This is a genomic window from Burkholderia cepacia, assembly GCF_029962485.1.
In the GTDB taxonomy this organism is placed as follows: Bacteria; Pseudomonadota; Gammaproteobacteria; order Burkholderiales; family Burkholderiaceae; genus Burkholderia.
In genome coordinates, this window is sequence record NZ_CP073638.1 from 271,770 (window position 1) to 284,833 (window position 13,064).

The 13,064-nt window shown below is 66.1% G+C and carries 10 protein-coding genes and 1 pseudogene; 8 read left to right on the top strand and 3 right to left on the bottom strand.

Annotation, left to right across the window (positions count from 1 at the left end; genetic code table 11):
• The first annotated feature begins 1 nt into the window (after position 1).
• From KEC55_RS17750 to KEC55_RS17775, 6 genes are all read left to right on the top strand, one after another.
• Positions 2 to 1,492 carry an aldehyde dehydrogenase gene (locus tag KEC55_RS17750; RefSeq protein ID WP_282509102.1) on the top strand — a complete coding sequence of 497 codons (1,491 nt, stop codon included), beginning with the start codon at positions 2 to 4 and terminating at the stop codon, positions 1,490 to 1,492.
• 18 nt (positions 1,493 to 1,510) lie between these two features.
• Positions 1,511 to 2,473: a VOC family protein gene (locus KEC55_RS17755; RefSeq protein WP_282509104.1), complete on the top strand. Its 963-nt coding sequence runs from the start codon at positions 1,511 to 1,513 to the stop codon at positions 2,471 to 2,473.
• Positions 2,470 to 3,714, top strand: a complete 1,245-nt coding sequence (locus KEC55_RS17760; protein ID WP_282509106.1) for an NAD(P)/FAD-dependent oxidoreductase — start codon at positions 2,470 to 2,472, stop codon at positions 3,712 to 3,714. The genes KEC55_RS17755 and KEC55_RS17760 overlap by 4 nt, the downstream gene beginning before the upstream one ends.
• A 27-nt stretch (positions 3,715 to 3,741) precedes the next feature.
• The gene (locus tag KEC55_RS17765; protein ID WP_282509108.1) at positions 3,742 to 5,142 is read left to right on the top strand and encodes an MFS transporter; all 1,401 of its coding nucleotides are present in this window, start codon (positions 3,742 to 3,744) and stop codon (positions 5,140 to 5,142) included.
• Between the two features lie 124 nt (positions 5,143 to 5,266).
• Complete coding sequence (locus KEC55_RS17770; RefSeq protein WP_282509110.1) at positions 5,267 to 5,818, top strand: GNAT family N-acetyltransferase; 552 nt, start codon at positions 5,267 to 5,269, stop codon at positions 5,816 to 5,818.
• A 100-nt stretch (positions 5,819 to 5,918) separates the two neighbouring features.
• Positions 5,919 to 6,332: a PPC domain-containing DNA-binding protein gene (locus KEC55_RS17775; RefSeq protein ID WP_282509112.1), complete on the top strand. Its 414-nt coding sequence runs from the start codon at positions 5,919 to 5,921 to the stop codon at positions 6,330 to 6,332.
• An 84-nt stretch (positions 6,333 to 6,416) separates the two neighbouring features.
• Here the strand turns inward: KEC55_RS17775 and acnB are convergent.
• Positions 6,417 to 9,003, bottom strand: a pseudogene (acnB, locus tag KEC55_RS17780) (bifunctional aconitate hydratase 2/2-methylisocitrate dehydratase).
• A 164-nt stretch (positions 9,004 to 9,167) separates the two neighbouring features.
• Here acnB and KEC55_RS17785 point away from each other — a divergent pair.
• The gene (locus KEC55_RS17785; protein ID WP_282509113.1) at positions 9,168 to 10,175 is read left to right on the top strand and encodes a BPL-N domain-containing protein; all 1,008 of its coding nucleotides are present in this window, start codon (positions 9,168 to 9,170) and stop codon (positions 10,173 to 10,175) included.
• 11 nt (positions 10,176 to 10,186) lie between these two features.
• Here KEC55_RS17785 and KEC55_RS17790 read toward each other — a convergent pair whose 3' ends face one another.
• Positions 10,187 to 10,660, bottom strand: coding sequence for a nuclear transport factor 2 family protein (locus KEC55_RS17790; protein ID WP_282509116.1), 474 nt, complete (start codon positions 10,658 to 10,660; stop codon positions 10,187 to 10,189).
• 232 nt (positions 10,661 to 10,892) lie between these two features.
• Here KEC55_RS17790 and KEC55_RS17795 point away from each other — a divergent pair, with 232 nt between their 5' ends.
• Complete coding sequence (locus KEC55_RS17795) at positions 10,893 to 12,275, top strand: lysozyme inhibitor LprI family protein (RefSeq protein ID WP_282509118.1); 1,383 nt, start codon at positions 10,893 to 10,895, stop codon at positions 12,273 to 12,275.
• A gap of 48 nt (positions 12,276 to 12,323) precedes the next feature.
• On the opposite strand, the gene KEC55_RS17800 is transcribed toward KEC55_RS17795, so the two are convergent.
• Positions 12,324 to 12,572: an adhesin gene (locus tag KEC55_RS17800; RefSeq protein ID WP_282509120.1), complete on the bottom strand. Its 249-nt coding sequence runs from the start codon at positions 12,570 to 12,572 to the stop codon at positions 12,324 to 12,326.
• Between the last annotated feature and the right edge of the window lie 492 nt (positions 12,573 to 13,064).

Below are 13,064 nucleotides of genomic sequence, written 5' to 3' on the forward strand. Positions count from 1 at the left end.
CATGACTCCTTTCGATACGAGCCTCGTACCCGACGGCAATATCCTGATCGGCGGCGAGTGGCGGCGCGGCCGTGGCGCGCCCTACGCGAGCATCTATCCGGCCGACCAGTCGCTGAACATGGAAGTGTCGACGGCGAACGCGGAAGACGCGGCCGAAGCCGTCGAGGCCGCCGACGCCGCCTGGCGCCGCGCCGACTGGGCCGGACTGAAGCCGCACCAGCGCGCGCAGGTGCTGTACCGCATCGCGGACCTGATCATGCAGCGCCACGAAGCGCTCGCGAACCTGCAGCGTCGCGACAACGGCAAGCCGATCGCCGAGACGCGCGTGCTGGTGGCGAGTGCCGCGAACACGTTCCGCTATTTCGCGGCGTGCCTCGAAACGCTCGACGAGGAGCTGACGCCGTCGCGCGGCGATTACCTGACGATGAGCGTGTACGAGCCTATCGGCGTGATCGCGGCGATCACGCCGTGGAATTCGCCGATCGCGTCCGATGCGCAGAAGCTCGCGCCGGCGCTTGCCGGCGGCAACGCGGTCGTGCTGAAGCCGGCCGAAGTCACGCCGCTCGTGTCGCTTGCGCTGGCGCGCATCTGCGAGGAAGCCGGCGTGCCGAAGGGCGTGCTGAGCGTGCTGCCCGGCAAGGGCTCGGTGATCGGCGACGTGCTCGTGCGTCATCCGCTGGTGAAGAAGGTGTCGTTCACGGGCGGCACCGAAGTGGGTCGCGGCATCGCGCGCATCGCTGCCGAGAAGCTGATGCCGGTGTCGCTCGAACTCGGCGGCAAGTCGCCGACGATCGTGTGCGACGACGCCGATCTCGATCACGCGGTCAACGGTGTGCTGTACGGCATTTTCAGCTCGTCGGGCGAAGCGTGCATCGCGGGTTCGCGGCTGTTCGTGCAGCGCTCGGTGTACGACGAATTCATGAAGCGCCTGGTGGCCGGCGCCCGCAAGCTGCGCGTGGGTGACCCGACGCGGCCCGACACGCAGATGGGGCCGCTGATCACCGCGAAGCATCGCGAATCGGTCGAGCGCTACGTCGCGCTCGGCCTCGAGGAAGGCGGCCGCCTGCTGTGCGGCGGCGAGCGGCCGTCGGGCGACGGGCGCGAGAACGGCTTCTTCTATCAGCCGACGATTCTCGAAGGCTTGCCGAACAGCGCGCGCATCTGCCAGGAGGAAATCTTCGGGCCCGTGCTCGTCGCGATGCCGTTCGACGACGAAGCGTCGCTGATCGCGCAGGCGAACGACAGCGTGTTCGGCCTGGCGGCCGGCATCTGGACGCGCGACTACAAGCGCGCATGGCGTATCGCGCGCGCGCTGGAGACGGGCACCGTCTGGATCAACACGTACAAGCTGTTTTCGATTTCCACGCCGTTCTCGGGCTGGAAGGAGAGCGGGATGGGTCGCGAGAAGGGCCGTCTCGGCATCCGCGAGTACATGCAGCAGAAGAGCCTCTACTGGGGCTTGAACGACGCGCCGCTGCCGTGGGCGAACTGAGCGAAGGGGAATGACGCAATGAGCATTTTGGGAATCGAGCAGATCACGTACGGCGTCGACGACCTCGCGACCTGCCGGCGCTTTTTCGCCGACTGGGGGATGAAGGAAGTCGCGCACGACGATACGCGCGCGCGTTTCGAGACGCTGAACGGCTGCACCGTGCTGGCCGTCAAGGCCGACGATCCGGCGCTGCCGCCTGCATTCGAAAGCGGCCCGACGCTGCGGGAAGTCACGTGGGGCGTCGCGACGCAGGCCGAACTCGACGCGCTGCGTACGAAGCTCGCGGGTCAGCCCGGCTATTACGCACAGGACGATGCGGTCGGCTGCATCGACCCGAACGGGATGGCGATCCGCGTCGAAGTCACGCGCAAGCGCGAACTCGACATCACGGGCTCGCCGTCGAACGTGTGGGGCCAGACGCTGCGCGTCGACCAGCCGAGCCCGATCTATGCGCGCGCGGAGCCGGTCGAGGTCGGGCATGTCGTGTTCTTCACCAACTGCCTCGACGCTCAGGAAAAGTTCTATCACGAGCTGCTCGGCTTCGAGACGTCGGACCGTTATCCAGGACGCGGCGCGTTCATGCGCTGCGCGCCGCACGGCGGCCATCACGACCTGTTCCTGCTCGCACTTCCGAACGGCAAACGTGGCCTGAACCACGTCGCGTTCACCGTGCGCGACATCCACGAAGTGTTCGGCGGCGGCATGCACATCGACCGCTGCGGCTGGGAGACGCAACTTGGCCCGGGCCGTCACCCCGTGTCGTCCGCTTACTTCTGGTACTTCCAGAATCCGGCCGGCGGCCTGATCGAGTACTACGCCGACGAAGACATGCTGACGCCCGAGTGGCAGCCGCGCGAATTCGAGCCGGGCCCGACCGTGTTCGCCGAATGGGCCGTCGACGGTGGCCTCGACGGCAACACGCGCAGGCAGAAGAACGCGAAGGCGCCGGAAGGCAAGTTCATGACGGAGCGCAAATCATGAGCGAAGAGAACGCACAGGCGCAGCCCGCGCCCGGCACGGTCGTCGTGATCGGCGGCGGCCAGGCCGCCGGCTGGGTGCTGAAGACGCTGCGCGCGGAAGGTTTCACGGGCCGTCTCGTGATGATCGCCGACGAGCCGCATCTGCCGTACGAGCGTCCGCCGCTGTCGAAGGCCGTGCTGGCCGGCGATGCCGACATCGAAACCGTGCGCGTCGTGCGTCCCGACGAATTCGATGCGCTGAACGTCGAGGCATGGCAACCGGAACGCGCGGCGTCGATCGACCGTGCACGCCGCGTCGTGAAAACCGAAAGCGGCCGCGAGATCGAATACGACCGGCTCGTGATCGCGACCGGCGGCACGTCGCGTCGGCTGCCCGATGCGATCGTCAAGACGCCGAACCTGCACTACCTGCGCACGCTCGACGAAGCGGCGGCGCTCGGCGAGAAGCTGCGTGCGAGCCAGCGTGTGCTCGTGATCGGCGGTGGCTGGATCGGCCTCGAAGTCGCGGCGACCGCGCGCAAGCTCGGCGTCGACGCGGTCGTGGTCGAAGGCGCGCCGCGGCTGTGCGGCCGCTCGGTGCCGCAGATCGTGTCGGATTTCCTGCTCGACCTGCATCGCTCGAACGGCGTCGACGTGCGCACGGGCGCGGCGCTCGCGTCGCTCGACGCGCAGCCTGACGACGCATCGAAGGTCCGCGCGACGCTCGCCGACGGCACGACGATCGACGCCGATTTCGCGGTGGCCGGCATCGGCCTCGCGCTGAACGCGTCGCTCGCGAGCGATGCGGGGCTGGCGGTCGACGACGGCATCGTCGTCGACGAATTCGGCGCGACCAGCGACCCGGCGATTTTCGCGTGCGGCGACGTCGCGAACCATCACAACGGCTGGCTGAAGCGGCGCGTGCGGCTCGAATCGTGGGCCAACGCGCAGAACCAGGCGATCGCGGCGGGGAAGGCCGTGCTCGGCGTGCGCGCACCGTACGCGGAGATTCCGTGGTTCTGGTCCGATCAGTACGACGTGAACCTGCAGATCCTCGGCGATCTGCCGGCCGATGCGCAGCTCGTCGTGCGCGGCGATCTCGCCGCGCGCCGTGCGACGCTGTTTTTTGTGGGCGACGGGCATGTGAGAGGTGTCATCGCCGTGAACAACGCACGCGAGCTGAAGCTCGCGCGCAAGTGGATGAACCAGGGCCGGGCAGTGGATACGGAAGCCCTGGCAGACACGACCAAAGCGCTTGCCTGACCGGCGAAAGACCAGGAGACACCCCGCATGAGCACTTTCGACAACGTCGTGGCCGGTCGCGCCACGATGGAAGCTGCCGCCTCCACGCCCGGCGCGATCATCGCGCGGCTCGAGCGGCTTCCGGCCAACTCGATGCAGATCCGTGCGCGCGTGCTGATCGGCACCGCGACGTTCTTCGACGGCTTCGACGTGATCACGATCGCGGCGACGCTGCCGTTGCTGATCCACAAATGGGGGCTGTCGCCGACGCAGATCGGCATGCTGATCGCGTCCGGCGCGATCGGCCAACTGATCGGCGCGTTCCTGTTTCCCGCGCTGGCGGAGAAGCACGGCCGCGTGAAGGCGATCGCGTGGAGCTCGGCCGTGATCGGCATCACGAGCATCGCGTGCGGCTTCGCGCCGACCTTCGAAGTGTTCGTGCTGCTGCGGATCCTGCAAGGGCTCGGGCTCGGCGGCGAGCTGCCGGTCGCCGCGACGTACATCAACGAGATCACGCGTGCGCATGGCCGCGGCCGTTTCGTGCTGCTGTACGAGATCGTGTTCCCGATCGGCCTGCTCGTGTCGATGGCGCTCGGTGCGTGGCTCGTGCCGCGCTTCGGCTGGGAAATCATGTACTTCGTCGGCGGGCTGCCGCTGATCCTGTCGCTCGTGCTCACGCGTCTCGTGCCGGAATCGCCGCGCTGGCTCGCGTCGCGCGGGCGGCTCGCGGAAGCCGGGCGCGCAACGAGCGTGTTCGAAGCGTCGGTGCGCGGCGAACTGCCGCCCGTCACGCAGGTGGCTGCGTTCGACGAAATGGTGCGCCAGCATCCGAAGCGCAAGATGAGCGACCTGTTCAGCGCCGCGTATCGCAAGCGCACGCTCGCCGTGGCGACGTTGTGGGCGACCTGCGGGTTCATCCAGTACGGGCTGTCGACCTGGCTGCCGACGATCTACAAGAATTTCTATCACGCGCCGCTGCAGCTCGCGCTGAACCTCGCGGTGATCGGCTCGGTGATGGGCGTGTTCGGGTCGCTGGCGTCCGCGCTGCTGGTCGACAAGCTCGGCCGCAAGCCGGTGATCGTATGGTCGTTCGTGCTGTGTGCGCTTTCGCTGGCGTTCGCGGGCGTCTATCACGCGTCGTCGGTGTACGTCGTCGCGATTTTCTGTTCGCTGTCGCTCGGGTTGATGGCGTCGGGGTTCATCACCGCGTACGTCTACACGCCGGAGCAGTATCCGACGAGCATCCGCGCGTCGGGCTGCGGGCTCGGCAGCGCCTGGCTGAAGATCGCGTCGTTCGTCGCGCCGATGGTCGTGCCGCACGCGATCATCGGTGGAAACCTCGCGCCGGCGTTCTACCTGATCGGCATCGTGCCGCTGATCGCGGCAGTGACCGTGCACTTCGTCGGGATCGAGACGAAGGGGAAGGTGCTGGAGGCGCTGGAGGCGTAAGCGCGGCCGGCCGCAACGGTTGAGGTGAAGCGAAAGGCCCGGATTTCGTCCGGGCCTTTTTTCGCTTTCGGCGGTTTGCATGGTCTAATCGTCCGATCATTTATTTCCGACCGCCGCCACTGCCATGCCGATGTTCGACACCGTCACGCTCGAGACACCGCGTCTCGTCCTTCGTCCGCCGCGCGAATCCGATGCGCATGCACTGTTCGATCTGTGGTCGGACGCCGAAGCGATGCGCTATTTTTCGTTCTCGCCGATGACGCACGTCGAACAGGCGATCGAACGCGTCGAGCGCAACCTGCGGACGTCGGCGAGCGGGCAGGATTTCGTGTGCGTGCTCGAACTGCGGGAAACCGGCGACGTGCTGGGTGAATGCGTGCTGTTTCATGCGAACGAGCAATGCCGGCGTGCCGAGATCGGATTCAGCCTGCGTCGCAAATTCTGGAATGGCGGATACATGCGTGAAGCGGCGTCGGCCGTGATCGAGCATGCGTTCGATACGTTGTGCCTGAACCGGCTCGAAGCCGATATCGATCCACGCAACGTCGCGTCGGCACGGCTGCTCGAACGGCTCGGCTTCGAGCGGGAAGGGCTGCTGCGCGAACGCTGGATCGTCGGCGACGAAGTGTCGGACAGCGCGCTGTACGGGTTGCTGGCGAGCGATCGGCGCGGGTGAGGCGACAGGGCGCGCATGACCCAAGGGCCGGTGACTTGCCGGATTCACGAGTCGAACGTACGCTTTGTCGACATCACGGCTCACCAGCGGGTGCTCGACCATGCAAGCCCATCCTCTACGTCTTTCCCCCGGCGACGATCTGCGCGGCGCCATCGAGGCGGCATTACGTCAGCACGAATCGCATGCCGCCTTCGTGATCCAGGGCATCGGCAGCCTGAGCGTCGCGCAACTGCGCTTCGCCGGCGTCGACCAGCCGACCGAACTGCGCGGCGACCTCGAAATCCTGACGCTGGCCGGTTCGGTATCGCCGGACGGCGCACACCTGCACATGTCCGTTTCCGACGCGCACGGCCGCGTGTGGGGTGGCCATGTCGCGAGCGGTTGCGTGGTGCGTACGACGGCCGAAATCCTGCTGGCGCTGCTTCCCGCGCATCGTTTCTCGCGCGAACCCGACGCGGGCACCGGCTTCAACGAGCTGGTGATCCGCCGCGTGCCGGGTGCCGGCGACGCATGAAAAAATGGCGCCGCGGCCTTTCGGCCTGTGGCGCCATTGCGCGGCGCTGCGGCGGTTACCACCCGCCGCAGCCCGACTGCGTGCTTACATCTGCACGGTGTCGGCCACTTCCTTGAAGTCTTCGATCTGGTCGAAGTTCATGTACTTGTAGATCTTGTCGCCGTTCGCGGTGAGCACGCCCATGTCGGCCATGTACTCTTCCTTGGTCGGGATCTTGCCCAGACGCGAGCAGATCGCTGCCAGTTCCGCCGAGCCGAGATACACGTTCGTGTTCTTGCCGAGACGGTTCGGGAAGTTGCGGGTCGACGTCGACATGACCGTCGCGCCTTCGCGCACCTGAGCCTGGTTACCCATGCACAGCGAGCAGCCCGGCATTTCGGTACGGGCACCGGCCGTGCCGAACACGCCGTAGTGGCCTTCTTCCGTCAGCTGCTTCTGGTCCATCTTGGTCGGCGGCGCGACCCACAGCTTGACCGGGATGTCGCGCTTGCCTTCCAGCAGCTTCGACGCGGCACGGAAGTGACCGATGTTGGTCATGCACGAACCGATGAACACTTCGTCGATCTTGGCGCCGGCGACTTCGGACAGCGTCTTCACGTCGTCCGGGTCGTTCGGGCATGCGACGATCGGCTCGTGGATGTCGGCGAGGTCGATCTCGATGACGGCCGCGTACTCGGCGTCGGCATCCGGCGACAGCAGTTGCGGGTCGGCCAGCCACTGCTCCATCGCCGCGATACGGCGCTGCAGGCTGCGCGGATCCTGGTAACCCTGCGCGATCATCCACTTGAGCAGCGTGATGTTGCTGTTCAGGTACTCGATGATCGGTTCCTTGTTCAGGTGCACCGAGCAACCGGCGGCCGAACGCTCGGCGGATGCATCCGACAGCTCGAACGCTTGCTCGACCTTCAGGTCGGGCAGGCCTTCGATTTCGAGGATGCGGCCCGAGAAGATGTTCTTCTTGCCTTGCTTGGCGACCGTCAGCATGCCTTGCTTGATCGCGTACAGCGGGATCGCGTTGACGAGGTCACGCAGCGTGACGCCCGGCTGCATCTTGCCCTTGAAGCGGACCAGCACCGATTCCGGCATGTCCAGCGGCATCGTGCCGGTGGCGGCCGCGAACGCGACCAGGCCCGAACCTGCCGGGAAGCTGATGCCGATCGGGAAGCGCGTGTGCGAATCGCCGCCGGTGCCGACGGTGTCGGGCAGCAGCATGCGGTTCAGCCACGAGTGGATCACGCCGTCGCCCGGGCGCAGTGCGATGCCTCCGCGCGTGCTGATGAAGTTCGGCAGCGTCTGGTGCGTCTTCACGTCGACCGGCTTCGGATAAGCGGCGGTGTGGCAGAACGACTGCATCACGAGGTCGGCCGAGAAGCCGAGGCAGGCCAGATCCTTCAGTTCGTCGCGGGTCATCGGGCCCGTGGTGTCCTGCGAGCCGACCGAGGTCATCTTCGGTTCGCAGTACGTGCCCGGGCGCACGCCCTGGCCTTCCGGCAAACCGCAGGCGCGGCCGACCATCTTCTGCGCGAGCGAGAAACCCTTGCCGCTGTCGGCCGGCTGGTGCGGCAGGCGGAACAGCGTCGACGGCGCGAGGCCGAGCGCTTCGCGTGCCTTCGCGGTCAGGCCACGGCCGATGATCAGCGGAATGCGGCCGCCGGGCGCGCACTTCGTCGAACAGCACGTCGGACTTGACCTGGAATTCGGCGATCACGTTGCCGTCCTTCAGCGCCTTGCCTTCGTACGGGCGCAGTTCGACCACGTCGCCCATTTCCATCTGCGACACGTCGAGCTCGATCGGCAGCGCGCCGGCATCTTCCATCGTGTTGTAGAAGATCGGGGCGATCTTGCTGCCGAGGCACACGCCGCCGAAGCGCTTGTTCGGCACGAACGGGATGTCTTCACCGGTGAACCACAGCACCGAGTTGGTGGCCGACTTGCGCGAGGAGCCGGTGCCGACCACGTCGCCCACGTAGGCGACCAGGTGACCCTTTTCCTTCAGCGATTCGATGAACTTGACCGGGCCGCGCTTGCCGTCTTCTTCCGGCGTGATGCCCGGGCGCGCGTTCTTCAGCATCGCCAGCGCGTGCATCGGGATGTCCGGGCGGGTGGTGGCGTCCGGCGCCGGCGACAGGTCGTCGGTGTTGGTTTCGCCCGTCACCTTGAACACGGTGATGGTCAGGCTTTGCGGCACTTCCGGGCGGCTCGTGAACCATTCGGCGTCGGCCCAGCTCTGCAGCACGGCCTGCGCGTGCGCGTTGCCCTTGTCGGCGAGTTCCTTCACGTCATGGAACTGGTCGAACATCAGCAGGGTTTTCTTCAGTGCGTCGGCGGCGACGGCAGCGACTGCCTCGTCGGACAGCAGCTCGATCAGCGGCTGGATGTTGTAGCCGCCCAGCATCGTGCCGAGCAGTTCGGTGGCGCGTGCGCGCGAGATCAGCGGGCAGGCGGTCTCGCCCTTGGCCACGGCTGCCAGGAAGCCGGCCTTCACGCGGGCGGCTTCGTCGACGCCTGCAGGTACGCGATGGGTGATCAGGTCGACGAGCGTCTGCTCTTCGCCGGCCGGCGGGTTGATCAGCAATTCGACCAGTTCGGCGGTCTGCTGAGCCGTCAGCGGCAGGGGAGGAATACCGAGCGCGGCGCGGGCGGCCACGTGAGCACGAAAGTTTTCAAGCATGGGGAGACCTGCTGATATTGCGTTTGAGGGGAAGGCCTTGCCGGCACTCCGGGGCTATTCCAGGCACTGCTTTGAGCGGGATTCTAATCTCAATGCTCTTTAACGTCAAATGTCTTATGTCTTATATAAGAGTTGGTGCACGAAGGGTCGGGAATCGTGGCTGCATGGTGGAGGTGGCCTTGTCTGGCGTGGCCCGGTGGGTTGTCTGCGGGGCCGGATCAGGCTCCCGATGCCGCACATTTCTGCACAACCGCGCAGGAAACGGTACACACGCGGCGCTTTCGCGCGTCTACGCTTCCTGTCACGCAGCTTGCGATCAGGTTTCAAAAGCGCGGGGCGGAAATTGGCGCTTGGCCGTCGATTCGTCCCGGGCGGCTGCGATCCTTCTTACGCCGGTAATCAAGAACATGCGATCCAGAGATTCGATTTTCCTGGTGATGTCGCTCGTCGCGTCGTCGGCCGTTCATGCGGCGACGACCGGCGACGAAACGCGCCGCGAGGCCAGCCGGCCCGTCGCGCTGGTCTATCGCGGCCCCGCCGCATGCGATGGCTGCCCCGAGGCGATCGCCAACCGCCTGCGGGATTCGGACTACAACTTCCGGGTGATCTACGTCGGCCCGGCGGAAAAGCTCAGGATCACGCCCGCGGTGCTGGCCGGTGCGGCGTTATATGTGCAGCCCGGCGGCGGGCAGGACGTGCCCGGCGCGGCAGCCAGCATCGGGAAACATGCAATCAAGGCCGTGCGGCATTACGTATCGAACGGCGGGCGTTACCTGGGGCTCTGCATGGGCGCGTACCTGGCGGGCGATCAGGGTTTCCGGCTGGTCGACGGCGACATCGACTCCGAAGTCGATCGGCCGGGCTCGACGCTGCACGGCATCGCCGACACGGTCACGCCGGTCGTTTGGCGCGGGAAGAAACGCTGGATCTACTATCAGGACGGCGCGATGCTCCCGGCCGTGCCGGCCGGCTCCGGCGGTGTCGTACTGGCGACGTACCCGAACCGCGATATCGCAGCCGCGACGTACCGCTACGGCAAGGGACGCGTCGGGCTCGCCGGTCCGCATCCCGAGGCCGATGAGAGCTGGTATCGCGAGAACGGCCTCAAGAACCCGGACGGCGTGTTGCCGGACATGGCCCACGACCTGATCAACGCGACGATGAAGCCATAGTGGCGCGTGACTTATTTCCGCTTCGCTCGATACGCGTCGAGATTTTTCCGCGCCTGAGCGCGGATTGCACGTTGCATGAACGGGGTCCAGCCGAGCAGCGTGCCTTTCAGCCCGAGCGCCTGACGCGCCCAGCGCCACAGGTCGAAACTGTCGCGATGCTCGACGATGCGGCCATCGCGAAACCGGAACCGCGCATCGATCCGGTTGACCACCATCCGGCCGGTCGCGGTGAACCGGTAGTGTGCGATCCACTCCGCGCCGCCGGTCTGCTCGTTCGCGGCGACGTCGCCGAACGTCAGCGAAAATTCCTGCGCCCGCGCGACGAGCATGCGCCACATGTCGCGTGCGAGGTCGCCATGCAGTTCGCCAAACGCGGGATCGCTGAAGACGATGTCGTCGGCATAGCAGGCGAGCATCGCGTCGATGTCGCGCTGCTGGAAAGCCGTGTAGAAACGCTGGATCAGTTCAGTGTTCGGATGGCTCATCTTTTGATTGGCTGTCGTTGTAGATGGAGCGGAGTCTCGACGTGGCGGCCTGAGGTCGAAGGCCGGGCAAGCCACTGTAGCGGAAATCCGGTGCGCCGTCGCCGACGGGCGCGGCTGCGTGCGTCGATGCTTGCCGGCGATTCCGCCAGCCGGTCAATGGGTGGACAATCGCACGCTGGAGGCCGGTCGAGCCACGACCCGGGCACACGCGTTGACCGTCGAGAAACCATTCATGAAATTCCATGTTGAAGCCCCGTTGCGGCGCACGGTGCTGCTCGTGCTGCTTGCGCACGCATTCCCGGGCGTCGCGGCAGGGCTCGACTGTGCGCAGGCGACCAGCTCGACGGAAAAGGCCGTTTGCGCGTCGAACGACCTGCATCTGGACGACGACAGGCTGTCGTCCTTTTACCGGAAGCTGTCCGGTGCGTTGCCGCCGGATCGGCGCGCCACGTTGCGCACCGCGCAGCTAGGCTGGCTGAAGACACGCGATCAATGCGGCGCCGATCATGGCTGCCTCGAGCAACGCTATCTGGCGCGGATCGGCGAACTGCAATCGCAACTGGCCACGGTGCTCGCCTATCGCCCCGACGCCGAAGACACGGCCGCGCTCGACGACCTGCGTACGCTCGTCGACCGGGCGCGCCAAACGGATGCAAGCTCGCCGGTCGAGAACGTGATCGCGCGTCTGCGGATCAGGACGGCGGTCACACGGTTTTCCAGCGCGTCCGACGACGGGCAGGGTGCGGCGTTCCCGACGGTCCGGCCCGGCGGCGTGACGCCAGACGAATGGAAAGCGTTGAAGGCGTCGCACACCGACGGCGGTGACACGGAGTCGAGTGTGACCTACACGCTGATCGATCTCGATGGCAACGGGCAGCGCGATCTGGTGATCGAATCGGCGGCGATCGGAACGGGGTTGTGGTCGTCGGTGGACGTCTTGCGCCGCAACGGCGGCAAGTTCGAGACGGCCGGCGAGTCGAACGAGGCGATCGACCGCAGCCTGTACACGACGAACGGCCGCGGCGCGAATCAGGCGGCCGATTGGGTTCGGCTGCGCGGGCGCGTTTACGCGCTGTATCGCGACAGCCACTATGGCGTGGACGAGTTTTACCTGCTGCGGCCATTTACCGTCATCGACCAGGTGCCGATACTGACCGTGCACTACCGCTACCGCCTGTCGGTGCCGATCGCGCAGCACAAGGAAGGCAAGGCCGGTTCGACGATGCTCGACGGCACATTGCATGCGGCGCTCGAACAGGCGTTGCACGACGTGAGCGACCGTGCCGCGCGCGATGCGGGCGCCGACAAGCCGCTATGCCCGATTCCGCCGTCGGTGCAGGGCGATGATCGCGACGCGTATTCGAACTATGGCCCCGGTCACTATTCGTACGAGATCGTCGGCGACATGCCGGTGCATGTCGGCGGCACGTGCTACATCGGCCGGTTGATCGACTGGTTCGGTCAGTACGGGAAAGACGGCCTGATGGCGCAGTTGTCGATGCGTCTTCCCGCCAACGATGTGGACCGCGAGCAGACGTTCAGCGTGAACGGTGTCCGGACCGCGACGTCCGTCGCGACGTCGATCGGGAAAATGACGGTCAACAGCGGGAACTGACGCACGCGGCTTGCGTTCGGCCGCTTCGGCTTGAACGTGGCCGGCGCGTCACCGGTTCGCCATCGCGACGTCCTGGTTGCCTCGCCCGGTCACCAGGCAGCCCGACATGAAGGCCTCGCTCTGGCTGCCGGCGGCGGCGGCGCCGAAACCACGACCAAGCGCGTCGGCCCTGACCTGCGCGGCGCCTTGCTCACATGCGAGCGGGCTGGCGTCGCGGCCCTGCGCATGCAGGATTGCCCGATCGCCGATGAGATAGGCCAGCAGCGCGAAAACAGCGATATGTACGGCTCGTCTCATGATTCGTCTCCTCGTCGCTCAAGCGTAACGGGACACGTTCGACGAAGCACTTGGGGCTTCCCCCGGTAAACGTCTGCTGAAAACGGTGGCGGGGCGCGGTGACCCTGTCCCGATTTTCCATCGGAACCCGGTACGGCGATGATGCGCGCGAGTTTGACGAATGTCAGGGTACGGGCGGGAGGAGACGGTCGCGCGACCGTTCAAGGCGATAGCATGAATGCATGATTTGACGGAACGCGATGGCCGGTGAATGCATCGGTTCCGGCAAGCCGGTATGTGTTGAATATCGCTGTCGAAATAGTGAGGAATCCAAATGTTGAACGTCTCTTCCGTGCTGATCAGCCTTGCTCCGATGTGGGCCATTCTGCTGGTGGCGTCTTCGGCGGCCGCCTATTTCGTGTTCTGGCGAAAGGTCATCGACTGAGCGCTGCCTGATGGCGGGTACACGCGCGATGCACGATGCGCACACGTACCTCGTCGCTCGTTCGACGG